The organism is Ramlibacter alkalitolerans (assembly GCF_016722765.1).
GTDB classification, from domain to species: Bacteria; Pseudomonadota; Gammaproteobacteria; order Burkholderiales; family Burkholderiaceae_C; genus Ramlibacter; species Ramlibacter alkalitolerans.
The window spans coordinates 259,863-285,560 of the sequence record NZ_JAEQND010000006.1; the positions used below are offsets into that span (position 1 = coordinate 259,863).

Here is a 25,698-nt window from a genome sequence, read left to right on the forward strand (position 1 = left end):
ATTCAGGTCGGATTCTCCGCCAGCGGCAGCCGCACGGTGGCGTCCAGCCCGGCGATCCGGTGGTCCTTTTCACGGTTTTGAAGCGCGATCGTGCCGCCGAGCGCCCGCACGATCTCCTGGCAGATGGCCAGGCCCAGGCCCGAGCCGCTGCGCACGTCGCCGGCCGAAAACGGCTGGAAGAGCCGCGGCGCAAGCTCTTCGGGCACGCCCGGCCCGCTGTCGCTCACGACCAGCATCGCACCGTGGGAGCCGGCCAGCACCCGCACCGACAGCGTGCCGCCGCGCGGCGTGTGCTTGACCGCGTTGTGCAGCAGGTTGCGCGAAAGCTCGCGCAGCATCCACTCGTGCGCGCGCACCGGCGTCGCATCGGTCTCGATATCGAAGTCGATGTCCTTGTCGGCGATCAGCGGCGCGAGTTCCAGCGCCATGGCGCGCACGGCCGCGGCCAGGTCGTTCACCTGCTCCTCGCTCTGGGCGCGCAACTGCTCCACCTTGGCCAGCGACAGCATCTGGTTGGCCAGCACGGTCGCACGCTCCACGGTGTCCTCGATCTCGCCGAGGGCCTGGCGCGGCTCGACGTCGCCCCGCAATGCCGATTGCACCTGCGCCTTCAGCACCGCCAGCGGCGTGCGCAGCTGGTGCGAGGTGTCGCGCACGAAGCGCTTCTGGTTCTCCAGCATGTGCGCCAGCCGCGCCATCACCTCGTTGGTGGCTTCCACCAGCGGCAGCAGCTCGCGCGGCGCACCCGCCGCGGACAGCGGCGAGAGGTCGCCCGCCGGACGCGCCTGCAATTCATCGCTGAGGCGGCGCACCGGGCGCGTGGCGCGCTGCACGACCACCACCACCACCAGCGCGATCAGCGCCACCAGCCCGGCCTGCTGCCACAGGAAATCGAACAGGATGCGGCGCGTGAGGCGCCGGCGCAGCTCCAGCGTCTCGGCCACCTGGATCACCGCCATCGCGCGGCCCGACGGGGTGGCCACGGGCTGCAGCAGCACCGCCACGCGCACCTGGCTGTCGCGAAAGGTGGTGTCGTAGAAGTTGACCAGCGCCGCGTAGGGCGGCTGGGAGGGGATCCTCCCCTGCCAGAAAGGCAGGTCCTCGAAGCCCGAGACGAGCCGGCCGTGCAGGTCGGACACGCGGTAGTACATGTGCGTCTGCAGGTCCGCCTCGAAGGCTTCCAGCGCGGAGTAGGGCACGGTGGCGCGCAGCACCGCGTTCTCGTCGAAGCCGCGCACGTCGAGCTGTTCGCCGATCGACTTCGCCGATGCGAGCAGCGTCCGGTCGTAGGCGGTGTTCAGCGCGTCCAGGGTCTTGCGGTACAGCGAAGCAGCGTTCACCGCGATCACGATGCCCACGGGCACCAGGATGCCGGCCAGCAGCACCCGCCGCAGCGAAACCGGCCGGGTCACGCGCCGGCCTTGAGCAGGTAGCCCAGGCCGCGCAGCGTCACCAGCTTCACGCCGGTGTGCGCGAGCCTCTTGCGCAGGCGATACACCACCACCTCGATGGCTTCGTACTGCACCTCGGTCTCGCCCGGAAAGACCAGTTCGAACAGGCGCTCCTTGGGCACCGCATGGCCCGGCCGCGCCAGCAGCGCCTGCATCAGGGCCGTCTCGCGCGGGGCGAGCTCCAGGATCTCGTCGCGAAAGTGGATGGCGCCGCTTTGCCGGTCGCAATGCAGTCCGCCAATGCCCGGCTCGGCGGCAGGCGCGTGCCCGGCGGGCGCGCGGCGGCGGTGCAGGGCGCGCAGCCGCGCCTCGAGCTCGTCGAGATCGAAGGGCTTGGGCAGGTAGTCATCCGCGCCGCTATTGAGGCCCATGATCCGGTCGCCGACCGTGCCGCGCGCGGTGAGGATCAGCACCGGCGTGGCCAGGCCGCTGCGGCGCGCCTCCTCCAGCACCAGCAGCCCGTCCATGCCGGGCAGGGTGAGGTCCAGCATCACGACGTCCGGCGGGGCCGCCTTCCAGCGCTCCAGCGCGACGCGGCCGTCGCTGCACAGCTCCACTTCCATGCCGCGCTTGGTCAGCGTGCGCTGCAGCGCCGTCTGCATGGACGGGTCGTCTTCGACCAGGAGGACTTTCATTTCCGGAACCATAACCCGGCCGCAAGACTAGCGTTTACCCTAGTACTTTGGACAGCCGAATGACAGCGAGCCGAACCACCATCGACAGGTCCAACCAAGGAGACAAGAACCGTGCGTCGCAATGACTTCCTGAAGACCATGGCGGCCCTGGCAGCCGCCGGCGCGCTGCCGCTGTCGGCCCACGCCGCTTCCAACCTGAAGATGATGATCCCGGCCAACCCCGGCGGCGGCTGGGACACGACCGGCCGTGCCCTGGGCAAGGCGCTGGTCGACGCCAAGGCGGCCGACAGCGTCACCTACGACAACAAGGGCGGCGCCGCCGGCGCGCTCGGCCTGGCGCAGTTCGTCAACGCCAGCAAGGGCGACCCGAACGCCCTGATGGTGATGGGCGCCGTGATGCTGGGCGGCATCATCACCGGCAAGCCGCCGGTCGACCTGCACACCGCCACGCCGCTGGCGCGCCTGACCAGCGAGTACAACGTCTACGTGCTGCCGGCCAACTCGCCCTTCAAGACGATGGCCGACGTCGTCGCGCAGCTGAAGAAGGACCCCGGCAGCGTCAAGTGGGGCGGCGGCTCGCGCGGCTCCACCGAGCACATCGCGGCCGCCATGCTGGCGCGCGAAGTGGGCGTGGATCCGTCCAAGATCAACTACGTGGCGTTCCGGGGGGGCGGTGAGGCCACCGCCGCCATCCTGGGCGGCAATGTCACGGTGGGCGGCTCCGGCTACAGCGAGTTCGCCGAGTACATCAAGTCGGGCAAGATGAAGCCGATCGCCGTCACCTCGCCGACGCGCCTGAAGGGCATCGACATCCCGACGCTCAAGGAGCAGGGCATCAACGTCGAACTGGGCAACTGGCGCGGCGTGTACGGCGCCCCCGGCATCAGCGCCGAACAGCGCAAGAGCCTGGTCGCGATGGTCGAACGCGCCATCAAGACCAAGTCCTGGCAGGAGGCGATGGAGAAGAACGACTGGACTCCCGCGGTCCTGACCGGCGATGCCTTCGGCCATTTCGTGGACAACGAATTCGCGATGCTGCGCGCCACCATGGCCAAGGCCGGCATGATCTGAGGCCGCCCCGCGGCCCGGGCCCGGTGCAACGCCGGGCCCTTTTCCTTGTGCGCAAGTCCCCCGAAGGGCGACAACCATGAACCAACAACCCCTTTTGCGCGTCGAGACGCTGGTCGGCGCCGCCGTGGTGCTCACCGGACTCGGCCTGGCCGGCGGCGCGATCACCATTCCCGGCGAGGCCGGCTACGGCGGCGTCGGGCCGAACTTCCTGCCCTGGGTGGTGGCGGCGGTGCTGACGGTGTGCGGGATCCTGATCGTGCGCGAGGCCCTGTCCGGCGGCTTCCACGACATGGAGCCGCCTTCGGGGTCGGAGCGCGGCTGGTGGCCGGGGCTGGTGTGGGTGTCGGCGGGCCTGCTGCTGAACGCGGCGCTCATCACCACGATCGGCTTCATCCTCAGCTGCGGCCTGTGCTTCCTGCTCGCGGTGCAGGGGCTGCGGCGCGCGCAGGGCCAGCACGCCTCGGCGCCCGGCGTGCTGGCGATGGATCTGGTGGCCGGGCTCGCGATCTCGGCCCCGGTGTACTGGGCCTTCACCAAGTTCCTCGCGATCAACCTCCCCGGCCTCACCGGCACCGGCTGGATCTGACATGGACATCTTTGCTTCGCTGCTGCAAGGCTTCGCCACGGCGATCAGCCCGGTCAACCTGCTGTGGGCCTTCGTCGGCTGCGTGCTGGGCACGGCCGTGGGCGTGCTGCCCGGCATCGGGCCGGCGGTGGCCGTCGCGATGCTGCTGCCGATCACGGCCAAGGTGGAGATCACCGCCTCGATGATCTTCTTCGCCGGCATCTACTACGGTGCGATGTACGGCGGCTCGACCACCTCCATCCTGCTGAACACCCCCGGCGAGACCGCCAGCATGGTGACGGCGATGGAGGGCAACAAGATGGCCAAGAGCGGCCGCGCCGGCCAGGCGCTGGCCACGGCCGCCATCGGCTCCTTCGTCGCCGGCACCATCGCCACCATCATCGTCACGCTGTTCGCGCCGACGGTGGCGGACTTCGCCGTCAAGCTCGGCCCGCCGGAATACTTCCTGCTGATGGTGCTGGCCTTCACCACCGTGAGTGCGGTGCTCGGGCAGAGCACGCTGCGCGGCATGACCTCGCTGTTCCTGGGCCTGGCGCTGGGCCTGGTCGGCATGGACCAGATCTCCGGCCAGGCCCGCTACACCGGCGGCATCCCCGAACTGCTCGATGGGGTCGAGATCGTGCTGGTGGCCGTGGGCCTGTTCGCGGTGGCCGAAGTCCTGTACTTCGCGCTGTACGAAGGCAGGACGGTGGAGACGCAGAACAAGATGAGCCGGGTCTACATGTCCAAGCGCGACTGGGCCCGATCGGTTCCCGCCTGGATCCGCGCGACCTTCATCGGTGCCCCTTTCGGCTGCATCCCCGCCGGCGGCACCGAGATCCCGACCTTCCTCTCGTACGCCGTGGAGAAGAAGCTGGCCAAGGGCAAGGACAAGGAGGAGTTCGGCACGCTGGGCGCGATCGAGGGCGTGGCCGGTCCGGAAGCGGCCAACAACGCCACCGTGACCACCGCGCTGATCCCGCTGCTGACGCTGGGCATCCCGACCTCCAACACCACCGCCATCCTGCTCGGCGCGTTCCAGAACTACGGCATCCAGCCCGGGCCGCAGCTGTTCACGAACTCCGCCGCCCTGGTGTGGGCGCTGATCGCCTCGCTGTACATCGGCAACGTGATGCTGCTGATCCTGAACCTGCCGCTGGTGAAGCTGTGGGTGCAGCTGCTGAAGATCCCGAAGCCGCAGCTCTATGCCGGCATCCTGATCTTCGCGACCGTCGGTGCGTACGGCATGCGCCAGAGCGCCTTCGACCTGGTGCTGCTGTGGGGCATCGGACTGGTGGGCGTGGTGATGCGGCGCTTCGACTTCCCGACCGCGCCGGTGGTGGTCGGCATGATCCTGGGCCCGCTGGCCGAGGCGCAACTGCGCAACGCCGTCTCCATCGGCGAGGGCAGCGTGGGCGTGTTCTTCCAGCGGCCGATGTCGCTGGGGCTGATCGTGATCATCGTGGCAGTGCTCGCACTGCCGCGGCTGTACCGGTTCATGCAGGCGCGCCGGCACGGGCCGGCGCTGCTGCCGCATGGGGGGGTGGAGCCTTGATCGATCGCATCCGGGGCGGGAACGCGTAGGCTGGCGGTGGAGCGCAGCGATTCCCCAGCGCTGCGCGAAAGTGCTGGGGTTCCCGCGCTTCGCGGGTCACCCCCAGCCTGCGAGACGCGCGTCGCCGTCACCGCCAGCGCAGCCACCCAATGCACCCACCGCGGCCACCGGCGTCGCGGCAAGGCTTGCACCGCGGCGGCGAGCCGCCCCGACTCCCCGTATTGCCCCGTCGCGGCTGGCCCATTCCAGCCGGTCGTGCGGATGGCTCAGGAAGAGGTCGCCGGGCGAGAACCAGCCGCCGGGGCGGAAGGCGTCGGCCTCGGCTTCCGGGCGGTGCCAGTAACCCCGCGCCACGGCGCCGTGGCGCATCCAGATGCGCTGGGGAACGCTGCCCTGGGGCCCCGGCACACAGCTGGTCTGCGTCAACGGCGTGGGCCGCAGCAGGCCGGTCTCGTCGTCGCAGTACAGCACCAGCGCCAGGGTCTCGCTGGTGCCATAGCCTTCGACGGGCGCCAGGCCCGTGGCTTCGCGCCAGGCGGCGCGCGTGCCGGCGGGCAGCGCCTCGCCCACGGACACGTAGCGCCGCACGCCGGCATCCGCCAGCCGCGTTGCGATGCCGGCCTGCAACAGGCCGCGGTACAGCGCCGGCCCGCTGAACACCAGGGTGGGACGGAGGCGCTGCACGATCGTCTCGAACCCTTGCGGCGTGGGCCGGTGCGGATCCAGGACCACGGTGCCACCCGCGCGCAGGCCGGCGAACAGGCTGTTGCCCAGCGCATGGGCGGAGAACAGGCCGGAGCTGGCGTAGAAGCGGTCCGAGGAATCGGCTCCCAGCACGCCGCAGGCGAAGGAATGCACGTCGACCACCGTGCGGTGCACGTGGACCACGGCCTTGGCCGTGCCGCCGGTGCCTGGAGTCAAGACCCACAGCGCTGGGTCCTCGGCATCGCGCCTCACGGCAGGCATCATGCGGGCGGCGGCCACGGCCACCGCCCACCCCGGGCCGTTGCGCACCACCGCCGCCGGCAAGCCCTGCATCGCTTCCACGCCGGCCGCCGCATCGTCTTCGCACCACACGAAGCGCGCATCGCTGTCGGCCAGGATCGCTTGCAGCTCGCCCGCAGGCAGCCGCGGATCGAGGCCGACCGCGACGCCGCCGGCCCAGATCACCCCGAGGTAGGTCGCCACCCAGTCGACGCTGTCGGCAGCGATCACGAACACGCGCTCGCCGGGGCGCAAGCCGCGGGCCTGCCACGCGCCCGCGACCTGTGCCACGAGGCGGCGCAGGACGCGGTAGGTGAGCTGCTGTTCGGCGCACAGGAGCGCGGAATGTCCGTCGCATCCGGCGGCCAGCAGCGTTTCGGCGGCGTTCATGGCTCCTCCTTCGCCAGCGCAGCCGGCGTGCCGGCTTCCTGCAGTCGCACGCCGACCCAGCGATCGAGCGCGCGCAGGTCCTCCAGCTGGACCCGGCTGCGGGCGGAATGCACGACGCGGCCGCGCTCCAGCACCACGCAGCGCTGCGTCAGCGCGAGCGCCTGCGCCACCTGCTGCTCCACCAGCAGCAGCGACTGGCCTTCCTGCCGCACCATGCGCTCGAGGGCGGCGCACAGTTCTTCCACGATGACCGGGGCGAGCCCTTCGAGCGGCTCGTCCAGCAGGAGCAGGCGCGGATTGAGCATCAGCGCCCGCGCGATGGCGAGCATCTGCTGTTCGCCGCCCGAGAGTTCGTTGCCCCAGTTGCGCCGGCGCTCGCGCAACCGCGGAAAGAGGGTGTAGACGCGCTGCACGTCCCACTTGCCAGGCACTGCCGCGACGGTGAGGTTTTCCTCCACCGTGAGCGAGGCGAAGATCTCGCGCTCCTGCGGCACCCAGCCGAGGCCGGCCGCCGCGCGGCGATGGCGCGGGATGCGCGCCAGGTCCTTGCCGCCCCAGCGCAGCGTGCCCTCGCGCACCCGCGTCTGCCCCATGAGCGTGGCCAGCAGCGTGCTCTTGCCCACGCCGTTGCGACCGAGCAGGGCCAGGCTCTCGCCCTCGGCCAGCGAGAGCGTGCAGCGATCGAGCACGATGGCCTCGCCGTAGCCGGCGGTGACGCGCTCCAGTTCCAGCATTTCAGCCATGGCGCGCCTTTCCGAGGTAGACCTCGCGCACGCGCTCGTCGGCCGCGATCTGCGCCGGTGCGCCGGTCACGAGCTCGGCGCCGCCGGCCAGCACCGTGATGCAATCGGCGAACCGGAACACCAGCGACATGTCGTGCTCGATCAGCAGGATCGCGATGTCGTCCGGCAGTTCGGCCAGCACCGAGAACAGTTCGTCGCTCTCGCCTTCCGGCACGCCGGCGGCGGGTTCGTCCAGGAGCAGCACGCGGGGGCGCACGGCGAGGGCCAGCGCCATCTCCAGCAGGCGCTGCTTGCCGTAGGCCAGCTCGCGGGTCTCGCGCAGGCAGTCGGGCCCGAGGTTGAGCCGCTCCAGCAGCACGTAGGCCTCGTCGATCTGCTCGCGGCGCCGTGTCAGCGCGAACAGCCGGCGCTCGAACACCGAAAGATGATCCCGCTCGCGTTCGCAGATCGTGTTGGCCACCGCTTCCAGTGGCGTGAGCCGGGGAAAGAGCGTGTTGATCTGGAACGTGCGTGCCAGGCCGCGCCGCACGCGCTGGTCCGGCCGCAGGGCGGTGATGTCCGCGCCATCCAGCCAGATCGATCCGCTGGAGGGCCGCAGGGCGCCCGTGAGCTGGTTCACCAGCGTCGTCTTGCCGGCGCCGTTGGGACCGATCAGCGCGTGGCGCGCGCCGGGGCGCAGGTTCAGGTTGATGTCCTGCGTGACCTTCAGGCCGCCGAAGGCCATGCACAGGTCCACGGTACGCAGCACCGGTTGCGGGATCATCGCCTGCGCTCCATCCAGGCCGCGAGTCGCCGCAGTCCGCCGACCACGCCGCCATCGAGGTGGAGGGTCACCACGATCAGCAGCAGCCCGAGCCAGAACAGCCAGTATTCCGGACTGAGGTTGGCCAGCCGGTCCTGCGCCAGCATGAACACCGCGGCGCCGACGAAGCCGCCATACAGCGTGGCCGTGCCGCCGACGATCAGCATGATCAGCAGGTCGGCCGAGCGCTGGAAGCCCAGCACGTCGATGCCGACGAACTGGGTGGTCTGCGTCAGCAGCGCCCCGGCGACCGCGGCGAGCAGGGCCGAGAAGGTGTAGATGTTCGTCAGCCGGGCGCGGATCGGCACGCCGATGGCCTGGGCGCGCCGGTTGTTCTCGCGGATGCAGCGCAGCGACAGGCCGTAGGGCGAGACCATCAGTGCGCGCACCAGCAGGAACAGGCCGAAGCTCACCGCCAGCACGTACAGGTAGGCGGTGCGACCGAGCAGGTCGAAGCGGAACAGGCCCAGCACCGGGCCGACCTCCACGCCCTGCAGGCCGTCCACGCCGCCGGTGATCGCCGTCGCGCGGTTCGCCACCTCGTACAGCAGCATCGCGATGCCCAGCGTGATCATGAGGCGCCCGAGATCGTTGGCGCGCAGCACCAGGAAGCTGGTGAGCCAGCCCGCGGCAGCACCGACGGCGGCCGCCGCGGCGAGCCCTAGCAGCGGGTCGTGAACGCCCACGCGCGTGATGAGCCCCGCGGTGTAGGCGCCGAGTCCGAAGAAGGCCGCGTGCCCCAGCGTCACGATGCCGGCGTGGCCCAGGATCAGGTCCAGCGAAAGCGCGAACAGGCCCGCGATCAGGATCTGCGAGGCGAGCAGCAGGTTCTTCGGGAACAGGAAGAACACGGCCAGCAGCGCGATCCAGAACAGGATCTCGCCCTTGCCCCAGCGCTCGCGCGCCCGCAGTGCAAGCAGGTAAGGGGGCGCGCCGAGCAGGTGGCGCGGGACGGGCGGCGGCGTCTTCATGCGGGCCTCCGGCGCCCGAGCAGCCCGTGCGGAAAGGCGAGCAGCAGGCCGATCATGGCGGCGTAGATGATGAAGGCGCCCACCTCGGGCAGGTAGTACTTGCCGGCGGTGTCGGCGATGCCGAGCACCATCGCGGCGAGCAGGGTGCCCGGGATGGAACCGGCCCCGCCCACCACCACGACCAGCAGGAAGTACACCAGCGTCTTGAGCGGGAACTGCGGGTCCAGCCCCAGGATGTTCACGCCCAGCGCGCCCCCCAGGCCGGCCAGGCCGCTGCCGATCGCCAGCGTGAGCTGGAACACGCGGCCCACATGGATGCCCATCGCCTCGGCGGTGGACTGGCGGTCCACGGAGGCGCGGATGCGCGCGCCGAAGCGCGTGCGTTCGAGGCCGAACACCAGCGCCAGCGTGACGGCGACGCCCACGCCGACCAGGAACAGCTTGTAGCGCGAGAGCTCGAGCCCGAACACCACGGTCTGGCCCGCCAGCGCCTGCGGCACTTCCACCGGCTGCTGCGTGGGTCCGAAGGCATAGGTCGCGGCGGCCACCGCCACCAGGATGATGCCCACCGTGAGCAGCACCTGCTTGAGGTGGGTGCTGCGATAGAGCGGCCGGTACAGCGTGCGCTCCAGCACGAGGCTGAACGCCGCCGTGGCCACGAAGACCAGCGGCAGGGCGAGCAGGAAGGGGATCCCTGCCTTGCCCATGCAGGTGACCAGCAGGTAGCCGCCGATCATCGCGAACACGCCGTGGGCCAGGTTGATGAATCCCATCATCCCCAGCGTGACCGACAGCCCCACCGAGATGAGGAACAGCAGCATCCCGTAGGCGATGCCGTCGAAGAGGATGGTCAGCATGGCCGTTCCATGAGGCCGCAGCGCGGAATGACCTCGGCTTCGCCGTCGATGACGAAATGACCTGTCATTCCTTCATCGAAGCGCAGCGAGGTCATTCCGTCACTTGCCGGGATCCTTCACCGCCGGGAACTGGTCGAATTCGACGTTGTACAGCTTGCCGCCGACCCTCTTCACCTCCCGCACGTACACGGTCTGCACGACGTCGCGCGTGTCGGCGTCGATCTCGAGCGGGCCGCGCGGACTCTTGATCTTCATGCCGCGGAAGGCCTGCATCGCCTTGTCGCCGTCGATGCTGCCATGGAGCTTGCGCGCCACTTCGTAGATCGCGGCCATGCCGTCCCAGGCGCCGACCGCCATGAAGTTGGGCCGCTGCGGGCTGATCTGCGCATACGCGGCGAGGAAGGCCTTGTTCTCCGGCGAGTCGTGCGCCATCGAGTAGTGGTGCGTGGAGATGACGCCCAGCGCATGGTCGCCGAGCGCCTCCAGGATGCCGTCCTCGGTCAGGTCGCCGGTCGTCAGCAGCTTGATCCCGGCCTTGTCGAGCCCGCGTTCGCTGTAGGCCTTCATGAAGCCCAGGGCCAGTTCGCCGGCCGGCATGAACACGAACACGGCCTGCGGCTTGGCGTCCTTCACGCGCTGCACGAAGGGGCCGAATTCCGGGTTCTTCAGCGGCACGCGCACGTCGCCGACGATCTCCCCGCCGGCCCTGGTGAAGGCGCCGCGGAAGGCCTTCTCCGCATCGTGGCCCGGGCCGTAGTCGGCCACCACGGTGTAGACTTTGCGCACGCCGGACTTCCAGGCCCACTGCGCCATCGGTTCCGTCACCTGCGGCAGCGTCATCGACGTGCGCACGATGTACGGCGACTTGGTGGTGATCACCGAGGTGGCCGCGTTCATGATCACGATCGGCTTCTTCGCCTCCGTCGCGACCGTGGCGACGGCGAGCGCATTGGGCGTGAGGCCGAAGCCGACGATGAAGTCCACTTCGTCCTTCACCACCAGTTCCTGTGCGAGGCGGCGCGCGACGTCGGGCGCCGGGCCGGTCGCGTCCTTCACGATCAGCTCGATCTTCCGGCCCGCGACGCTGTCGCCGTTGGCCTTCATGTACGCCTTCGCGCCGTTGGTGATCTGCTGGCCGAAGTCGGCGAAGGTGCCGGACATCTCGGCGATCACGCCGACCTTGATGGTGTTGCCCGCGGCGAGGGCGCAGGTGCACGCGAGTGCTGCCGCCAGGGCCGCGGCCCCGCGAAGGATCGAACGCTTCACTGTCTGTCTCCTGTGGATGGTAGTCCGCCATCGGCGCTACACCTTGCCGGCCGCGGTGCACTCTTGTTGTGGTCGCAAGAGTGGATCCGTGCCGGATGCGGCGCAAGAGAGCAGGCCCGCGCAAACGCACAAGGCTTGCGAAGGATCAACAAATCCGGGCCGCGCTACGATGCCGGCCATGACCCCCGAAGCCTTGTTGCCTCTCGACGGCCAGCGCATCCTGGAGCTGGCCGCGCGCTCGATGTTCGAGCTGTTCGCCAATGCCAGCGAAGGCATGCTGCTGGTGGACCGGCACGCGCGCGTCGCGTGGATCAACGACCAGTACAAGCGCTTCCTGCCGGCGCTGGGCTTCGAGCGGCCGGAGGACTTCGTGGGCCAGCCGGTATCGAAGGTGGTGCAGAACACGCAGATGCACCGCGTGCTGGAAACCGGCAAGCCGATCCTGATCGACCTGCTGTCCAACCGCGCCGGCACCTTCGTCGTCAGCCGCATCCCGCTGCGCGACGAGGCCGGCAAGGTGATCGGCGTCCTGGGCATCGTGCTGTTCGACCATCCCGAGACGACGCTGCAGCCGCTGATCCAGAAGTTCGCCGCGCTGCAGCGCGACCTCGACGACGCGCGCCGCGAGCTGGCGACGCAGCGGCGCAGCAAGTACACCCTGGCCAGCTTCATCGGCAGCAGTCCGGCGGCCGTCGAAGTCAAGCGGCAGGCGCGCCGCGCCTCGCAGTCCTCCAGCCCGGTGCTGCTGCTCGGCGAGACCGGCACCGGCAAGGAGCTGCTGGCGCACGCGATCCACGCGGCCTCGGCCCGTGCGCGCGCGGCCTTCGTCAGCGTCAACATCGCCGCGGTGCCGGACACGCTGCTCGAGGCGGAGTTCTTCGGCGTGGCACCCTGCGCCTACACCGGCGCCGACCGCAAGGGGCGCGAGGGCAAGTTCAAGCTCGCCGACGGCGGCACGCTGTTCCTCGACGAGATCGGCGACATGCCGCTGGCGCTGCAGCCCAAGCTGCTGCGCGCGCTGCAGGAAGGCGAGATCGAGCCGCTGGGTTCCAACAAGGTGGTGCCCTTCGACACGCGCGTGATCGCCGCCACCTCGCGCGACCTGGGCGCGCTGGTGCGCGAAGGGCGCTTCCGCGAGGACCTGTACTACCGCCTCAACGTGCTGCCGGTGAAGGTGCCGCCGCTGCGCGAGCGGCGCGGCGACATCCCGGCCCTGGCCGAGGTGCTGGTGGAGGACATCGCGCTGCGCAACGCCACGGCGCCGTGCGAGCTCGCCGGCGAGGCCGTTGCGACGCTCGCCTCGCAGGCGTGGCGCGGCAACATCCGCGAGCTGCGCAACGTGCTGGAACAGGCCGCCATGCGCAGCGACTCGCAGCGCATCGAGGTGTCGCACATCGAACAGGTGCTGCGCGATGCGGGCATCGATCGGTTGCCGCCGGCGCCGCAGCCGCATGCCGTGCCCGCGGGCGTGCCGCCGACGGTGTTGCGGCCGCTCGCCGAGCAGGTGGCCGAGGTGGAGCGGCGCGCGATCGAGGCGGCGCTGCAGGCGACCGGCGGCAACAAGGTCGCCGCCGCGAAGATGCTCGGGATTTCGCGCGCGAAGCTGTACGAGCGGCTGGAGCTGGCGGTTCCGTAACGGGCGTTGGGCCGGCTCGTAGGCTGGGGTGACGCGCGCCAGCGTCGGAACCCCAGCGCTTTCGCGCATCGCTGGGGTTGCGCTTCGCTCCACCGCCAGCCTACGTCTGACATTCAGGCAAATGCCTGGAGATCAGACACTTGAAATGACTGAAAATCGTACAGTCCGCCCTCCGCCAGCGGGAAAGTCCTGACCCGACAAGCACTTGCGCGCTGGCACAAGCCCTGCAATATCGGGCGGTCCGAAATACGAGCAGGAGACAAGCATGCAAAGACGCATCTGGGTGGCCGCCGCCGCCTTGGCCGCCGGCAGCCTCGCCACGCCGCTGGCGTGGGCCCAGGCGAAGGAAATCCGGATCGCCCACGTCTACAGCCGCACCGGCCCGCTGGAGGCCTACGGCAAGCAGACCCAGACCGGCCTGCTCATGGGCCTCGACTACGCGACCGGCGGCACGATGACCGTCGCCGGCCGCAAGATCGTCCTGATCGAGAAGGACGACCAGGGCAAGCCCGACCTGGGCAAGTCGCTGCTCGCCAGCGCCTATTCCGACGACAAGGCGGATCTCGCCATCGGCCCGACCTCCTCCGGCGTCGCGCTGGCCATGCTGCCCGTGGCGGAGGAATACCGGAAGATCCTGCTGGTGGAGCCGGCCGTGGCCGACTCGATCACCGGCGACAGGTGGAACAAGTACATCTTCCGCACCGGCCGCAACAGCTCGCAGGATGCGATCTCCAACGCGGTGGCGATGGACAAGCCGGGCACGCTGGTCGCCACGCTGGCGCAGGACTACGCCTTCGGGCGCGACGGCGTGAAGGCGTTCAAGGATGCGCTGAAGAACGCGAAGATCGTGCACGAGGAGTACCTGCCGCAGACCACGACGGACTTCACCGCGGGCATCCAGCGCATCGTCGACAAGATGAAGGACCTGCCCGGTCGCAAGGCGATCGAGGTGATCTGGGCCGGCGGCACGCCGCCGTTCAATGCGCTGGCGGCGCAGAACCTCAAGCAGCGCTATGGCATCGACGTCTTCACCGGCGGCAACATCCTGCCGGCGATGGCTTCGTACAAGCAGTTCCCCGGCATGGAGGGCGCCACCTACTACTACTTCGGGATCCCGAAGAACCCGGTGAACGAGGCCATGGTCGCCACGCACTACAAGCAGTTCAAGGCACCGCCGGACTTCTTCACCGCGGGCGGCTTCTCGGCCGCGATGGCGATCGTCACCGCCCTGAAGAAGACCAACGGCGAAACGAACGCCGACAAGCTGATCCCCGCCATGGAGGGGATGTCCTTCGACACGCCCAAGGGCAAGATGACTTTCCGCAAGGAGGACCATCAGGCCATGCAGAGCATGTACCACTTCCGGATCAAGGTGGATCCGGCCTTTGCCTGGGGCGTGCCCGAACTCGTGCGCGAGATCAAGCCGGAAGAGATGCAGGTCCCGATCCGGAACAAGCGCTAGCAACCGAAAGCGGACACCGGACAGCCGAACGCAAAAGCCGCAAAGGTTGCGCGAAAGCCGCAAAAGGGGAATCTTTTCATCCGGCCTTTCTTTCGCGGCTTTTGCGTAAGTTTCGCGGCTTTTGCGTTGAATGGGGCTTCTCTCCTTCGCAGCCGAATCGACGGGTGCAGCAAGCGCTGACGCCGAGGAACCATGACCCAACTCGCCACGCGCGACCTGACCATCCGGTTTGGCGGCCATGTCGCCGTCGATGCGGTGACCTGCACGTTCGAGCCGGGCACGCTCACCGCCATCGTGGGGCCGAACGGGGCCGGCAAGACCACGTTCTTCAACCTGATCTCGGGCCAGCTGAAGGCCGATTCGGGCACCGTCACGCTGGGCGGGCGCGACCTGTCCAGGGCCTCCGCCTCGCAGCGCACGCGCGCCGGACTCGGTCGCGCCTTCCAGCTCACCAACCTGTTTCCGCGGCTCACCGTGCTGGAGAACGTGCGCCTCGCCGTGCAGGCCACGCGCCCCGGCACCCACCGGCGCGGCTTGAACCTGTGGAGCGTGTGGAGCGACCATGGCGAACTGATGGCCCGCGCTGACGCGATCCTCGATGCCGTGGCGATGAAGGCGCGCGAGAACGAGCTGGTGGCCAACCTGCCGCACGGCGACCAGCGCAAGCTCGAAGTGGCCTTGCTGATGGCGCTGGAGCCGCAGGTCTACATGTTCGACGAACCGACGGCGGGCATGAACCACGCGGAAGCGCCCGTGATCCTGGACCTGATCCGCAAGCTGAAGCAGGACCGGAGCAAGACCATCCTGCTGGTGGAGCACAAGATGGACGTGGTGCGCGAACTGGCGGACCGCATCGTGGTGCTGCACAACGGGGCGCTCGTGGCCGATGGTGCTCCGGCCGAAGTGATCGCTTCTCCCATCGTCCAGGAAGCGTACCTGGGTGTCGCGAAGGAGGCCGCATGAGCCCCGGCAACGTCATTCCCGCGCAGGCGGGAATCGCGCGACAGCGCTCGCAGGACGCCCTGGATCCCCGCCTGCGCGGGGATGACGGGGGCAACCTGCTCACCCTGGAAGGCGTGCACACCCACATCGCTGCCTATCACATCCTCCACGGCGTCGACCTGGCCGTTCCGCGCGGTCAGCTCACGATGCTCCTGGGCCGCAACGGCGCGGGCAAGACCACGACGCTGCGGACCATCATGGGCCTGTGGCGCGCGTCGGCCGGGCGCATCACCTTCGCCGGCGAAGACATCACCGCCGCCACTACGCCCCACATCGCCGCCCGCGGCATCGCCTACGTGCCGGAGAACATGGGCATCTTCGCCGACCTGACCGTCAAGGAGAACATGCTGCTTGCTGCCCGCGGCGTCCGGCACGCGAAGCAGATGGACGAGAAGCGCCTGCAGTGGATCTTCTCGCTGTTCCCGGCGGTGGAGAAGTTCTGGAACCACCCGGCCGGCAAGCTCTCCGGCGGCCAGAAGCAGATGCTCGCCGTGGCCCGCGCGATCGTGGAGCCGCGCGAGCTGCTGATCATCGACGAGCCGAGCAAGGGCCTGGCGCCGGCCATCATCAACAACATGATCGAAGCTTTCGCGCAGCTCAAGGCCAGCGGCGTGACGATCCTGCTGGTCGAACAGAACATCAACTTCGCCAAGCGCCTGGGCGACACGGTCGCCGTGATGGACAACGGCGTCGTGGTGCACGCCGGCGCCATGCAGGCGCTGGCGCAGGACGAGGAACTGCAGCATTCGCTGCTCGGGCTGGCGCTGTGAACTACAAGGACCTGGACTGGAAGCCGCTCGCCCTGGTGCCGGTGCTGGCGCTGCTCGTGTTCCCCTTCATCGGCTCCGCGTCCACCTGGCTCACGCTGACCATCGCGGGCCTGGCCATGGGGATGATCGTGTTCATCATCGCTTCGGGCCTCACGCTGGTGTTCGGGTTGATGGACGTGCTGAACTTCGGCCACGGCGTGTTCATCGCGCTGGGCGCCTTTGTCGCCACCAGCGTGCTGGGCGCCATGGGCGACTACACGAACTCGGCGAGCCTGTGGCGCAACATGCTGGCGGTGCTGCCGGCCATGGTGGTGGCGATGCTCGTGGCCGGTGCGGTCGGCCTGGCCTTCGAGCGCTTCATCGTGCGCCCGGTCTACGGCAACCACCTCAAGCAGATCCTGATCACCATGGGCGGGATGATCATCGGCGAGGAGCTGATCAAGGTGATCTGGGGGCCGCTGCAGATCCCGCTGCCGCTGCCCGAAGGCATGCGCGGAACGCTGCTGCTGGGCGAGGCGGCCGTGGAGAAGTACCGGCTCATTGCCGTGGCCGTCGGCGTCGTGGTGTTCGCCGCGCTGCTGTGGACGCTCACCCGCACCAAGATCGGCCTCCTGATCCGCGCCGGCGTGCAGGACCGCGAGATGGTCGAGGCGCTCGGCTACCGCATCCGCGTGCTGTTCGTCGGTGTCTTCGTGGTGGGCAGCGGCCTCGCCGGCCTCGGTGGCGTGATGTGGGGGCTGTACCAGCAGAACGTCGTGCCGCAGATGGGTGCGCAGGTCAACGTGCTGATCTTCATCGTGCTGATCATCGGCGGCCTCGGTTCCACCACCGGGGCGCTGGTCGGCGCGCTGCTGGTGGGCCTGATGGCCAACTACACCGGCTTCCTGGTGCCCAAGGCGGCGCTGTTCTCCAACATCCTGCTGATGATGGCCATCCTGCTGTGGCGGCCGCAGGGCGTGTACGCGCTGAGCAAGTAGCACCGCGATGCTCAGGCACCTGCTCTCCAACGACTACCCGCGCAGCCGCGTGCTGGCCGCGATCCTGGTCCTGCTGTTCCTGGGGCTCGCGTTCCAGCCCTTCCTGATCCCCGGCATCAAGGCGCTGAACGTCGCGGCCAAGATCCTCGTGTTCATCGTGCTGGTGGCCAGCTTCGACCTGCTGCTCGGATACACCGGCATCGTGAGCTTCGCCCACACGATGTTCTTCGGCATCGGCGCCTATGGCGTGGCGATCGCGTCGACCCGCATGGGCGCGGGCTGGAGCGCGATCCTGCTCGGGACGGCCGTGGCGCTGGTGCTGTCCTTCGCGCTGGCCCTGGCCATCGGCCTGTTCTCGCTGCGGGTGCGGGCGATCTTCTTCTCGATGATCACGCTGGCCTTCGCGGCGGCCTTCCAGACGCTCGCCTCGCAGCTGTCGGACTTCACCGGCGGCGAGGACGGCTTGACCTTCCGCATGCCGGAGGTGCTGTCGCCCGGCTTCACGCTGTCGGAAACGCCCGTGCTGGGGCTGACGCTCGACGGCCGCATCGTCTGCTACTACCTGCTGTTCGCCACCTGCGTGCTGCTGTTCCTGGCCTTGCTGCGCATCGTGAATTCGCCCTTCGGCCGCGTGCTGCAGGCGATCCGCGAGAACGAGTTCCGCGCCGAGGCGATCGGCTACCGCGTGGTGGTGTACCGCACCCTCTCCAGCATCCTCTCGGCGCTGTTCGCCACGCTTGCGGGCGCCATGCTGGCGATCTGGCTGCGCTACAACGGGCCGGACACGACGCTCTCCTTCGAGATCATGCTCGACGTGCTGCTGATCGTGGTGATCGGCGGCATGGGAACGATCTACGGCGCGGCGATCGGCGCGGGCCTGTTCCTCGTGGCGCAAAGCTACCTGCAGGACCTGCTGCGGCTGGCCAGCGGCGCCGTCGCCGACCTGCCCTGGCTGGCCGCGCTGCTGTCGCCGGACCGCTGGCTGCTGTGGCTGGGCCTGCTGTTCGTGCTCTCCGTCTACTACTTCCCCACCGGCGTGGTGGGGCGGTTGCGCGCGCTGCGCGCCGCCGGGCCCCTGCGCACGCCTCCTCCCGCCGCGGCCGGCCCGGCCGCATCCGACCCCACCAAGAGCCTGCAAGGAGACTACGTTGAGAACAACTGATCCTGCCCGCGCCCGCGCCCGCGCCCGCGCCCGCGCGCGCCGCCTCGCCCCGCTGTGCGCCGTCGCGGCAGCCGTCCTGGCCGGCTGCGGCGGCGGCTCGCCTGCTGCCGACGACGGCGGCGCGGCTTCGCTCCTGAGCGCCTCCTCGCGTGGCAAGTCGCCGCTCTTCGTGGAGCTCCCGGGGCAGGGCAAGCCGCTGCAGGTCACGGTGCACAGCGTCACGGCGTACCGGGCCACCAGCGTCGGCAGCGGCGCGACGGCCGCGGAGCAGGACCTGTTGACCGGCGGGATCGGCAAGACAGGGCTGGGCGCCGCGCTGCCGCCGGCCTACGCCGACCCGGCGAACCCCACCGCGGCCGAACTGCGCCGCAACGCGCTGTATTCGAACTACCGGGGCATCCTGGACCCGTCGGTCGCCGGCGGCTACGGCCGCTTCTATGGCCCGAACCTTCGGGCCGATGGCACCGTCACCGCCGAGGAAGGCCTCATTCCCGGCGTGGAATACCTGGCCTCGCTCGATGACGGCAGCGGCCGCAAGCGCGTCGTGATGGCGGTGCAGATCCCTGACAGCTTCGATACCAGGGCCCCATGCCTCGTGCTCGGTCCTTCCTCGGGGTCGCGCGGCGTCTATGGAGCGATCGGCACGGCGGGCGAGTGGGGCCTGAAGAATGGATGCGCGGTGGCGCTCACCGATGCGGGCAAGGGCGTGGGCCTGCACGACCTGCAGAACGACACCGTCAACAAGGTCGACGGCACGCGCGCGACGCGCGCGGCGGCGGGGTCGCTGGCGCAGTTCGCGGCCGATGTCGGCGACGCGGCGCTGGCCGCCTTCAACGCGGTGCTGCCGAACCGCTTCGCCCTCAAGCACGTGCACTCGCAGCAGAACCCTGAGAAGGACTGGGGCAGCGACACGCTGGCCGCCGCGCAGTACGCCTTCATCGCGCTGGAGGACCACTTCGCGCAGCACGGCAAGTCGCTGCGCTTCGACAAGTCCAACACGCTGGTGATCGCCGGTTCCGCCTCCAACGGCGGCGCCGCGGTGCTGCGCGCCGCCGAACTGGATCACAGCGGGATCATCGACGGCGTGGTGGCCTCCGAGCCCGTCACGGAAATCGACGGTGCCCGAGGCTTCGGCGCCACCTTCGGCGGCGTGCCGGTGAGCGGCTTCAAGACGCTGGCCGACTACGTCACCTACGGCAACCTGCTGCAGCCCTGCGCCACCCTGGCGCCCGCTGCGGCGATGACCGAGGTTTCGTTCTTCAACTTCATGTCCCTCACCGGCATGAACGGCCGCGCGCAGGAGCGCTGCACCAGCCTCGCGGCCAAGGGGCTGGTCAGCGGCGCGACCCCGCAGGAGCAGGCGGCGGACGCGCTGGCGAAGCTGCACGCCTACGGCTGGACGGCGGACAACGACCAGATGCACAACGCGCACTGGGGGCTGGGCAACGGCCCCATCCTGGCGGCGATGTATCCCGTCGCCTATGGGCGCTTCTCGGTGCTGGACAAGGTGTGCGACACCAGTTTCGCCGCAGTGAATGCCACCGGTGATCCGATCGCGGCCTCGCCCGCGGGCGTGGCCCAGAGCTTCGCCACCGCCAACGGCACGGCCAACGGCACTCCGGCGACGCCGGTGTACGACAGGTCGCCGGGCGGCCCCAAGGCCTGGCAGTTCGCGCGCTCGGAATCGACCGGCGCGCTCGACTTCGGTCTGGACACCGCGCTGTGCCAGCGGGCACTCGTCACGGGCACCGATCCCGTCACCGGCGCGCCCCTCACCGCGAGCAGCCGGCCGACGCTGGCGCAAAGCCGCGCCGTGCAGGCGGGCATCGCGCAAGTGCTGGTGAACGGCGACCTGCGCGGCACGCCGACGCTGATCGTGGCGGGCCGCAGCGACGCGCTGGTGCCGGTGAACAACAATGCGCGCGCCTACACGGCGCTGAACCAGGCGCAGGAAGGGCGCAAGAGCAGGCTGCGCTACGTGGAGGTGACGAATGCGCAGCACTTCGACACCTTCATTCCGCTGGCCGGCTTCGACAACCGCTTCGTGCCGCTGCACGTGTACTTCAACCAGGCGATGGACATGATGTACGCGCACCTGCGTAATGGCGCGGCGCTGCCGCCCAGCCAGGTGGTGCGGACCACGCCGCGCGGCGGTGTTCCCAGCCTGGTCGCGCCCGCGCCGGCGCTCACCGCTGCGAACATCCCGCCGATCAGCGCCCAGCCGGCGGCCGGCGATCGCATCGGCTTCGCCGGCAGCACGCTCGCCGTGCCGCAATAGCGGGGCGCGCGCCGCCGCCCGGGAGGAGGACCCGCATGCAATTCACATCCAGCTACGCCACCTGCGCAGGGCGCGAGATCCACTTCACCGAGTGGGGCGCCCGGCACGCCCCCACGGTGATCGCGTGGCACGGCCTCGCGCGCACCGGGCGCGACATGGACGAACTGGCGCAGGCCCTGTGCCACCGGTTCCGGGTGATCTGCCCGGACACGGTGGGACGCGGCTACAGCCAGTGGAGCCCCGACCCCGCCAACGAGTACTGCCTGGCGTTCTATGCGCGCCTGGCAGCGGACTTGTTCGAGCGGCTCGGCATCGAGCGGGCGCATTGGGTGGGGACTTCGATGGGCGGCGCCATCGGCACGGTGTGCGCGGCCGGCCTGCTGCAGCCGCAGCTGGCCGGGCGCATCCAGAGCCTCGTGCTCAATGACAACGCACCCCGGCTGGCGCAGCCGGCCATCGAACGCATCCGCGCCTATGCGGGCAACCCGCCGGCGTTCGCCTCGATGGCCGAACTGGAGGGCTTCTTCCGCGAGGTCTACAAGCCGTACGGGTGGCTCAGTGAGGATCAGTGGCGGCGCCTGGCCGAGACCTCGACGCGCCGCCTCCCCGATGGCCGCGTGACGCCGCACTACGACCCGGCGATGGTGCGCCAGTTCACGGACCACCCGCGCGACTACGAGTTGTGGGAGCACTACGACCGGCTGCGCATTCCCGTGCTGTTGCTGCGCGGCATGGAATCGGACGTGGTGCTGCCGGATGCTGCGGCGGAGATGATGACGCGCGGCCCCGGCGCGCTGGGGCTCACGCGCGTGGTGGAGGTGCCGGGGTGCGGGCATGCGCCGGCGTTGAACGTGCCGGAGCAGCTGGCGGTGGTCAGGGGGTTCATCGACCAGGTGGAGCTGGCGGCGACAGCGGCGGTTTCGTAGGCTGGCTCCTGGGGCCTGCGTTCGTAGGCTGGCGGTGGAGCGCAGCGAAACCCCAGCGATGCGCGCGAGCGCCGGAGTTCCGGCGCTTCGCGCGTCACCCCAGCCTACGGGGATTCCCCAGCGGTACGGGGATTCCCCGGCGGTACGGAGCCCCCCAGCCTACGCCGACGCCCCCAGCTTCATCGCCCGCTCCTTCTGCGCCGCGAGCTCCTGCGCCTGCGGCGCCGCCTGCGTCTCCCATCCCGCCAGGTGCTGCAAGGTGATGTTCCCCAAAGCCGCGATCCACTCGGTCTCGTCGTTCAGGCACGGGATGTAGCGGTACTCCTTGCCGCCATTGGCGAGGAACGCGTCGCGCACCTCCATGCCGATCTCCTCCAGCGTCTCCAGGCAGTCCGCCACGAAGCCGGGGCAGACCACGTCCAGGCGCTGCACGCCCTTGCGCGCGAGCGCTTCGACGGTCGGCTGCGTGTAGGGCTCCAGCCACTTGGCCTTGCCGAAGCGCGACTGGAAGCTCAGGGTGTACTGCTCCGGCGCGAGCTCCAGCCACTCGGCCAGCAGGCGCGCCGTCTTGCGGCATTCGCAGTGGTAGGGGTCGCCGAGGTGTAGCGTGCGTTCGGGCACGCCGTGGAAGCTCATGACCAGGTGGTCGGGCCGGCCGTTCTCGCGCCAGTGCCGCTGGATGCGCTGCGCCAGCGCCTGCACGTAGCCGCGGTCGTCGTGGTAGCGGTTCACGAAGCGCAGCTCGGGGATGCTGCGGCGCGTGCGCGTCCAGTCCGCCACCGCGTCGATCACGCTGGCCGTCGTGGTGCCGGAATACTGCGGATAGGCCGTGAGCACCAGGATGCGGCTGGCGCCGGCGTCGGCGAGCGCGTCGAGCTCCCTGCCGATCGCGGGAGTGCCATAGCGCATGGCATAGGCGACGCGCACGCGGTGCCCGTGTTCGCCCAGCCAGCCTTGCAGGCGTTTCGCCTGCCGCTCCGTCCACACCTTCAGCGGCGAACCTTCGGGCGTCCAGATGGCCTGGTACTTGTGCGCCGACTGGCGCGAGCGCAGCGGCAGGATCGCGCCGTACAGGATCGGCAGCCAGGCCGCGCGCGGGATCTCCACCACCCGCGGATCGGCCAGGAATTCGGCGAGGTAGCGGCGCACCGCCTCCGGCGTGGGCGCATCCGGCGTGCCGAGGTTGCACAGGAGGACGGCGGTGCAGGGGGCCTGCCCGTGCTGGTGGGCGGGCGGGGACGCGGGACGATCTTTCGCGGGCATGCGTTATTCTCGCCGCCATGCTGGACGCCGGGAAAATCAGCGCGGTGAGTATCGACCTCGACGACACGCTGTGGCCGATCTGGCCCACGATCGAGCGGGCCGAGAAGGCATTGCACGACTGGCTCACCGTCCACGCGCCGATGACCGCCGCGCTGTTCTCCAGCCCGCCGGCGCTGCGCGAAATCCGCGAGGAGATGGGCCGCTCGCGTCCCGACCTGAAGCACGACATGAGCGCGCTGCGGCGCGAATCGATCCGGCTCGCCCTGTTCCGCGCCGGCGAGGATCCGCTGCTCGCGGACGCGGCCTTCGAGGTGTTCTTCGCCGAGCGCCAGCGCGTGATCCTGTTCGACGATGCGCTGCCGGCGCTGCAGTTCCTCGCGGCGCGCTACCCGCTGGTGGCCGTGACCAACGGCAATGCGGACCTGCAGCGCATCGGCCTGGCGCCGTTCTTTCGCGCCTGCATCTGCGCGCGCGAGTTCGGCGTCGGCAAGCCGGACCCGCGGATCTTCCACGCCGCGGCGGGGGCGGTGGACCTGTGGCCGGAGCGCCTGCTGCACATCGGCGACGACGCCACGCTCGATGCGCTGGGGGCGATCAATGCCGGGATGCAGGCGGCCTGGCTGAATCGCGGCGATGCGCCGTGGCCGCACGAGCAGGAGCCGCATGTGACGCTGGCGCACCTGTCGGAGTTGCAGGAGTTGTTCGTGTAGGGAGTGCTGGGGTTCGCCCTTCGGGGCTCACCACCAGCCTACGAAAAGCCGCGCCGAGGTAGGCTGGCGGTGAGCCGCGCCAGCGCGAACCCCAGCGCTTTTCACCCCAGCCGCTGCCCGACCCCCAACCCCGACCGCACCGCCCCCTCCAGCGTCGCCGGATACGGCCCCTCGACGTAATCCCCGCAAGCCCACAACGCCGGCGCGATCGCCGCCGGCGGCCGCTGCAGCCCTGGCGTGCAGGCGAAGGTCGCGCGTTTTTCCACCACCGTCTTGAGCGGCTGCACGGGCCAGCCCAGCGCGGCCGCCTGCCCCAGCACCTCGCGTTCCAGTGCGTCCTTGTCCGTGGTGCTCGCACTCACCACGAAGGCGAGCACGCCCTGCAGGCCGCCCAGCTGGGCGCGGTCGAACACGAACTGCGCCGGCGCACCCGGGCCGCTGCGCAAGGCCAGCAGCGGCAGTGGCAGGCGCGGCCCGCCGGTGACGTAGACCGTCGCGATCGCCTCGAAGGCAAGGGCCTGCGTCGTTGCCAGCCAGGGGCCCGCCTCGACGCCGCTCGCGGCGACCAGGCGCGCGGCGTCCGTCGGCGGGCAGGCCAGCACCACGGCGTCGAACGCGTCGTCATCGAGCTGCCACCCGCCTGCGCGCCGGCGCAGCGCTTCCACCCGGCAGCCGATGCGCATCTGCGCGCCGTGGGCGAGCAGCCATGCCTGGGCCCGGTCGGGAAACACGCGCCCGAGGTCCTGCCGCGGCAGCAGCAGGTTGGAGCCGCCCCAGCCGCGATGGCCGCGGCCGAACAGCGCGTCGCCGATCACGCGCAGGAACACCTGCGCGCTGGACCGCTCGCCCGGCGTGTTGAGCGCGGCGACGCACAGCGGCTCGATCAGATCCTCGCGCACGCGCGGCGTGACCTGCGCCGTGAGCTGCGCCACCGTCAGCGACGGCTCGCAGGCGAAGCGCGCCCGCTGCCAGGCCTGCGAGGCGCGCAGCAGGGACAGCTTGTCGCTCCAGCGCCAGCCGCGCGCGCAAAGGATCCCGGCGGCCGCGTCCCAGGGGGCGGGCCACGCCGGCAGCGCCAGGCCGGTGCCGTCCGGGTGGCGCAGCACCAGCGGCATGCGCCACAGCACTTCCTCCAGCAGCACGCCCACCTGCTCCATCAGCCCCAGGGTTTCGACGTAGGCGCCCACGAGGATGTGCTGACCGTTGTCCAGGAGGGCCGTGCCGCCGCCGGGCAGGGGCACGGCGAGCGAGCGCGCTCGGCCGCCCAGGGTGCGGGCCGCCTCGTACAGGGTCACGGCGTGCCCGCGCCGCGTGGCGGCGACGGCCGCGGCGAGCCCCGCCCAGCCGGCACCGACCACGGCGACCCTCACGCCATCCGCCCCAGGGCCTGCACCCTCCACGCGAGCCACAGCTTGCGCAGGGGCGTGAGGCTGATGCGCTGGTGCAGCACGCGGAAGTCCTCGCCTTCGATCTCGCGCAGCAGCGTGCGGTAGATGCTCGCCATCATCAGCCCCGGTTTCTGCGCCCGCCGGTCCTGCGCCGGCAGCAGCGCCAGCGCTTCGTCGTAGAGCGCGTGGGCGCGCTGCGCCTGGAAGCGCATGAGGGCCGCGAACCGGTCGGAGTACTTGCGCTGCAGGATCTCGTGCGCCTTGACGTCGAACTGCTGCAGCTCGTTGACCGGCAGGTAGATGCGCCCGCGCATCGCGTCCTCGCCGACGTCGCGGATGATGTTCGTGAGCTGGAAGGCGAGCCCCAGCTTGTGCGCGTACTCGGTGGTCTCCGGCCGCGACTGGCCGAAGATGCGCGCCGAGACCTCGCCCACCACGCCCGCCACCAGGTGGCAGTAGCGCTGCAGGCCGTGGAAATCGAGGTAGCGGGTCTGCTCCAGGTCCATCTCGCAGCCGCGGATCACCGCCTGCAGCTGCTCCTGCTGCAGCCCGTAGGCCGGCACGCTGGGCATGAGCGCCCGCATCACGGGATGCGAAGGTTCGCCGGCGAAGGCGCGCGCCACCTCGGTGTGCCACCAGGCGAGCTTGGCGCTCGCGACGGCCGGCTCGCTCACCTCGTCGACGACGTCGTCGACCTCGCGGCAGAAGGCGTAGAACGCCGTGATCGCGGCGCGGCGCGGCGGCGGCAGGAAGAGGAAGGCGTAATAGAAGCTGCTGCCGGAGGCGGCGGCCTTCTGCTGGACGTACTGTTCCGGCGTCATGGCAATCGGGGTT

Annotated in this window: 23 protein-coding genes; 12 read left to right on the forward strand and 11 right to left on the reverse strand. The window is 70.0% G+C overall.

What is annotated here, in order from left to right; all coding sequences use genetic code 11:
* Positions 1-2: 2 nt before the first annotated feature.
* Both JI746_RS12480 and JI746_RS12485 read right to left on the reverse strand, forming a co-directional pair.
* Positions 3-1,412, reverse strand: coding sequence for a sensor histidine kinase (locus JI746_RS12480; protein ID WP_201689859.1), 1,410 nt, complete (start codon positions 1,410-1,412; stop codon positions 3-5).
* Complete coding sequence (locus tag JI746_RS12485) at positions 1,409-2,098, reverse strand: response regulator transcription factor (protein ID WP_201689860.1); 690 nt, start codon at positions 2,096-2,098, stop codon at positions 1,409-1,411. The genes JI746_RS12480 and JI746_RS12485 overlap by 4 nt, the downstream gene beginning before the upstream one ends.
* 99 nt (positions 2,099-2,197) lie before the next feature.
* Here JI746_RS12485 and JI746_RS12490 point away from each other — a divergent pair, with 99 nt between their 5' ends.
* The 3 genes from JI746_RS12490 to JI746_RS12500 all read left to right on the forward strand — a co-directional run bounded on the left by JI746_RS12490 (position 2,198) and on the right by JI746_RS12500 (position 5,277).
* Positions 2,198-3,157, forward strand: a complete 960-nt coding sequence (locus tag JI746_RS12490; protein ID WP_201689861.1) for a Bug family tripartite tricarboxylate transporter substrate binding protein — start codon at positions 2,198-2,200, stop codon at positions 3,155-3,157.
* A 76-nt stretch (positions 3,158-3,233) separates the two neighbouring features.
* Positions 3,234-3,743, forward strand: a complete 510-nt coding sequence (locus JI746_RS12495) for a tripartite tricarboxylate transporter TctB family protein (protein WP_201689862.1) — start codon at positions 3,234-3,236, stop codon at positions 3,741-3,743.
* Between the two features lies 1 nt (position 3,744).
* Complete coding sequence (locus JI746_RS12500; RefSeq protein ID WP_201689863.1) at positions 3,745-5,277, forward strand: tripartite tricarboxylate transporter permease; 1,533 nt, start codon at positions 3,745-3,747, stop codon at positions 5,275-5,277.
* Positions 5,278-5,373: 96 nt separating this feature from the next.
* Here the strand turns inward: JI746_RS12500 and JI746_RS12505 are convergent, their stop codons facing one another.
* From JI746_RS12505 to JI746_RS12530, 6 genes are all read right to left on the reverse strand, one after another.
* Positions 5,374-6,651 (reverse strand): class I adenylate-forming enzyme family protein, encoded by a 1,278-nt coding sequence (locus JI746_RS12505; protein WP_201689865.1) that lies wholly within the window; start codon positions 6,649-6,651, stop codon positions 5,374-5,376.
* Positions 6,648-7,394: an ABC transporter ATP-binding protein gene (locus JI746_RS12510; protein WP_201689867.1), complete on the reverse strand. Its 747-nt coding sequence runs from the start codon at positions 7,392-7,394 to the stop codon at positions 6,648-6,650. The genes JI746_RS12505 and JI746_RS12510 overlap by 4 nt, the downstream gene beginning before the upstream one ends.
* Positions 7,387-8,157: an ABC transporter ATP-binding protein gene (locus JI746_RS12515; protein ID WP_201689869.1), complete on the reverse strand. Its 771-nt coding sequence runs from the start codon at positions 8,155-8,157 to the stop codon at positions 7,387-7,389. The genes JI746_RS12510 and JI746_RS12515 overlap by 8 nt, the downstream gene beginning before the upstream one ends.
* Positions 8,154-9,167 carry a branched-chain amino acid ABC transporter permease gene (locus tag JI746_RS12520; RefSeq protein WP_201689870.1) on the reverse strand — a complete coding sequence of 338 codons (1,014 nt, stop codon included), beginning with the start codon at positions 9,165-9,167 and terminating at the stop codon, positions 8,154-8,156. The genes JI746_RS12515 and JI746_RS12520 overlap by 4 nt, the downstream gene beginning before the upstream one ends.
* Positions 9,164-10,024, reverse strand: coding sequence for a branched-chain amino acid ABC transporter permease (locus tag JI746_RS12525; protein WP_201689871.1), 861 nt, complete (start codon positions 10,022-10,024; stop codon positions 9,164-9,166). The genes JI746_RS12520 and JI746_RS12525 overlap by 4 nt, the downstream gene beginning before the upstream one ends.
* Before the next feature lie 99 nt (positions 10,025-10,123).
* Entirely contained in the window at positions 10,124-11,290 is a 1,167-nt protein-coding gene (locus JI746_RS12530) for an ABC transporter substrate-binding protein (RefSeq protein WP_408004095.1), read from the reverse strand.
* A gap of 169 nt (positions 11,291-11,459) precedes the next feature.
* Between JI746_RS12530 and JI746_RS12535 the strand changes: the two genes are divergently transcribed.
* The 8 genes from JI746_RS12535 (at position 11,460) to JI746_RS12570 (ending at position 21,503) form a co-directional block, all read left to right on the forward strand.
* Positions 11,460-12,926, forward strand: a complete 1,467-nt coding sequence (locus JI746_RS12535) for a sigma-54 interaction domain-containing protein (RefSeq protein WP_201689872.1) — start codon at positions 11,460-11,462, stop codon at positions 12,924-12,926.
* Between the two features lie 265 nt (positions 12,927-13,191).
* Positions 13,192-14,388, forward strand: a complete 1,197-nt coding sequence (locus JI746_RS12540; protein ID WP_201689873.1) for a substrate-binding domain-containing protein — start codon at positions 13,192-13,194, stop codon at positions 14,386-14,388.
* A 192-nt stretch (positions 14,389-14,580) separates the two neighbouring features.
* Positions 14,581-15,351: an ABC transporter ATP-binding protein gene (locus tag JI746_RS12545; protein WP_201689874.1), complete on the forward strand. Its 771-nt coding sequence runs from the start codon at positions 14,581-14,583 to the stop codon at positions 15,349-15,351.
* Positions 15,348-16,160, forward strand: a complete 813-nt coding sequence (locus tag JI746_RS12550) for an ABC transporter ATP-binding protein (RefSeq protein ID WP_201689875.1) — start codon at positions 15,348-15,350, stop codon at positions 16,158-16,160. The genes JI746_RS12545 and JI746_RS12550 overlap by 4 nt, the downstream gene beginning before the upstream one ends.
* Positions 16,157-17,137: a branched-chain amino acid ABC transporter permease gene (locus JI746_RS12555; RefSeq protein ID WP_201689876.1), complete on the forward strand. Its 981-nt coding sequence runs from the start codon at positions 16,157-16,159 to the stop codon at positions 17,135-17,137. The genes JI746_RS12550 and JI746_RS12555 overlap by 4 nt, the downstream gene beginning before the upstream one ends.
* A 7-nt stretch (positions 17,138-17,144) precedes the next feature.
* A complete protein-coding gene (locus tag JI746_RS12560) occupies positions 17,145-18,299 on the forward strand; it encodes a branched-chain amino acid ABC transporter permease (protein WP_201689878.1) in 1,155 nt (384 codons plus the stop codon).
* Positions 18,286-20,577, forward strand: coding sequence for a 3-hydroxybutyrate oligomer hydrolase family protein (locus JI746_RS12565; protein WP_201689879.1), 2,292 nt, complete (start codon positions 18,286-18,288; stop codon positions 20,575-20,577). The genes JI746_RS12560 and JI746_RS12565 overlap by 14 nt, the downstream gene beginning before the upstream one ends.
* A 35-nt stretch (positions 20,578-20,612) precedes the next feature.
* On the forward strand, positions 20,613-21,503 hold the full coding sequence (locus tag JI746_RS12570) for an alpha/beta fold hydrolase (protein ID WP_201689881.1): 891 nt from the start codon (positions 20,613-20,615) through the stop codon (positions 21,501-21,503).
* A gap of 159 nt (positions 21,504-21,662) precedes the next feature.
* Here the strand turns inward: JI746_RS12570 and hemH are convergent, their stop codons facing one another.
* Positions 21,663-22,766 carry a ferrochelatase gene (gene hemH / locus JI746_RS12575; protein WP_201689883.1) on the reverse strand — a complete coding sequence of 368 codons (1,104 nt, stop codon included), beginning with the start codon at positions 22,764-22,766 and terminating at the stop codon, positions 21,663-21,665.
* 17 nt (positions 22,767-22,783) lie between these two features.
* Between hemH and JI746_RS12580 the strand changes: the two genes are divergently transcribed.
* A complete protein-coding gene (locus tag JI746_RS12580) occupies positions 22,784-23,476 on the forward strand; it encodes an HAD family hydrolase (protein ID WP_201689885.1) in 693 nt (230 codons plus the stop codon).
* A gap of 101 nt (positions 23,477-23,577) precedes the next feature.
* Here the strand turns inward: JI746_RS12580 and hpnE are convergent, their stop codons facing one another.
* Both hpnE and hpnD read right to left on the reverse strand, forming a co-directional pair.
* A complete protein-coding gene (hpnE, locus tag JI746_RS12585) occupies positions 23,578-24,846 on the reverse strand; it encodes a hydroxysqualene dehydroxylase HpnE (protein ID WP_201689886.1) in 1,269 nt (422 codons plus the stop codon).
* Positions 24,843-25,685 carry a presqualene diphosphate synthase HpnD gene (gene hpnD, locus JI746_RS12590; protein WP_201689887.1) on the reverse strand — a complete coding sequence of 281 codons (843 nt, stop codon included), beginning with the start codon at positions 25,683-25,685 and terminating at the stop codon, positions 24,843-24,845. Before hpnD ends, hpnE begins: the two co-directional genes overlap by 4 nt.
* Between the last annotated feature and the right edge of the window lie 13 nt (positions 25,686-25,698).

What these genes read in the sequence shown, in the direction of transcription:
- JI746_RS12550 (WP_201689875.1), top strand. Translation starts at nt 15,348, where the DNA reads ATGAGCCCCGGCAACGTCATTCCCGCGCAGGCGGGAATCGCGCGACAG.
- hemH (WP_201689883.1), bottom strand. Translation starts at nt 22,766, where the DNA reads ATGCCCGCGAAAGATCGTCCCGCGTCCCCGCCCGCCCACCAGCACGGG.
- JI746_RS12520 (WP_201689870.1), bottom strand. Translation starts at nt 9,167, where the DNA reads ATGAAGACGCCGCCGCCCGTCCCGCGCCACCTGCTCGGCGCGCCCCCT.
- JI746_RS12525 (WP_201689871.1), bottom strand. Translation starts at nt 10,024, where the DNA reads ATGCTGACCATCCTCTTCGACGGCATCGCCTACGGGATGCTGCTGTTC.
- JI746_RS12580 (WP_201689885.1), top strand. Translation starts at nt 22,784, where the DNA reads ATGCTGGACGCCGGGAAAATCAGCGCGGTGAGTATCGACCTCGACGAC.
- JI746_RS12515 (WP_201689869.1), bottom strand. Translation starts at nt 8,157, where the DNA reads ATGATCCCGCAACCGGTGCTGCGTACCGTGGACCTGTGCATGGCCTTC.
- JI746_RS12510 (WP_201689867.1), bottom strand. Translation starts at nt 7,394, where the DNA reads ATGGCTGAAATGCTGGAACTGGAGCGCGTCACCGCCGGCTACGGCGAG.
- JI746_RS12500 (WP_201689863.1), top strand. Translation starts at nt 3,745, where the DNA reads ATGGACATCTTTGCTTCGCTGCTGCAAGGCTTCGCCACGGCGATCAGC.
- JI746_RS12540 (WP_201689873.1), top strand. Translation starts at nt 13,192, where the DNA reads ATGCAAAGACGCATCTGGGTGGCCGCCGCCGCCTTGGCCGCCGGCAGC.
- JI746_RS12495 (WP_201689862.1), top strand. Translation starts at nt 3,234, where the DNA reads ATGAACCAACAACCCCTTTTGCGCGTCGAGACGCTGGTCGGCGCCGCC.
- JI746_RS12545 (WP_201689874.1), top strand. Translation starts at nt 14,581, where the DNA reads ATGACCCAACTCGCCACGCGCGACCTGACCATCCGGTTTGGCGGCCAT.
- hpnD (WP_201689887.1), bottom strand. Translation starts at nt 25,685, where the DNA reads ATGACGCCGGAACAGTACGTCCAGCAGAAGGCCGCCGCCTCCGGCAGC.
- JI746_RS12570 (WP_201689881.1), top strand. Translation starts at nt 20,613, where the DNA reads ATGCAATTCACATCCAGCTACGCCACCTGCGCAGGGCGCGAGATCCAC.
- JI746_RS12560 (WP_201689878.1), top strand. Translation starts at nt 17,145, where the DNA reads ATGCTCAGGCACCTGCTCTCCAACGACTACCCGCGCAGCCGCGTGCTG.
- JI746_RS12505 (WP_201689865.1), bottom strand. Translation starts at nt 6,651, where the DNA reads ATGAACGCCGCCGAAACGCTGCTGGCCGCCGGATGCGACGGACATTCC.
- JI746_RS12485 (WP_201689860.1), bottom strand. Translation starts at nt 2,098, where the DNA reads ATGGTTCCGGAAATGAAAGTCCTCCTGGTCGAAGACGACCCGTCCATG.
- JI746_RS12535 (WP_201689872.1), top strand. Translation starts at nt 11,460, where the DNA reads ATGCCGGCCATGACCCCCGAAGCCTTGTTGCCTCTCGACGGCCAGCGC.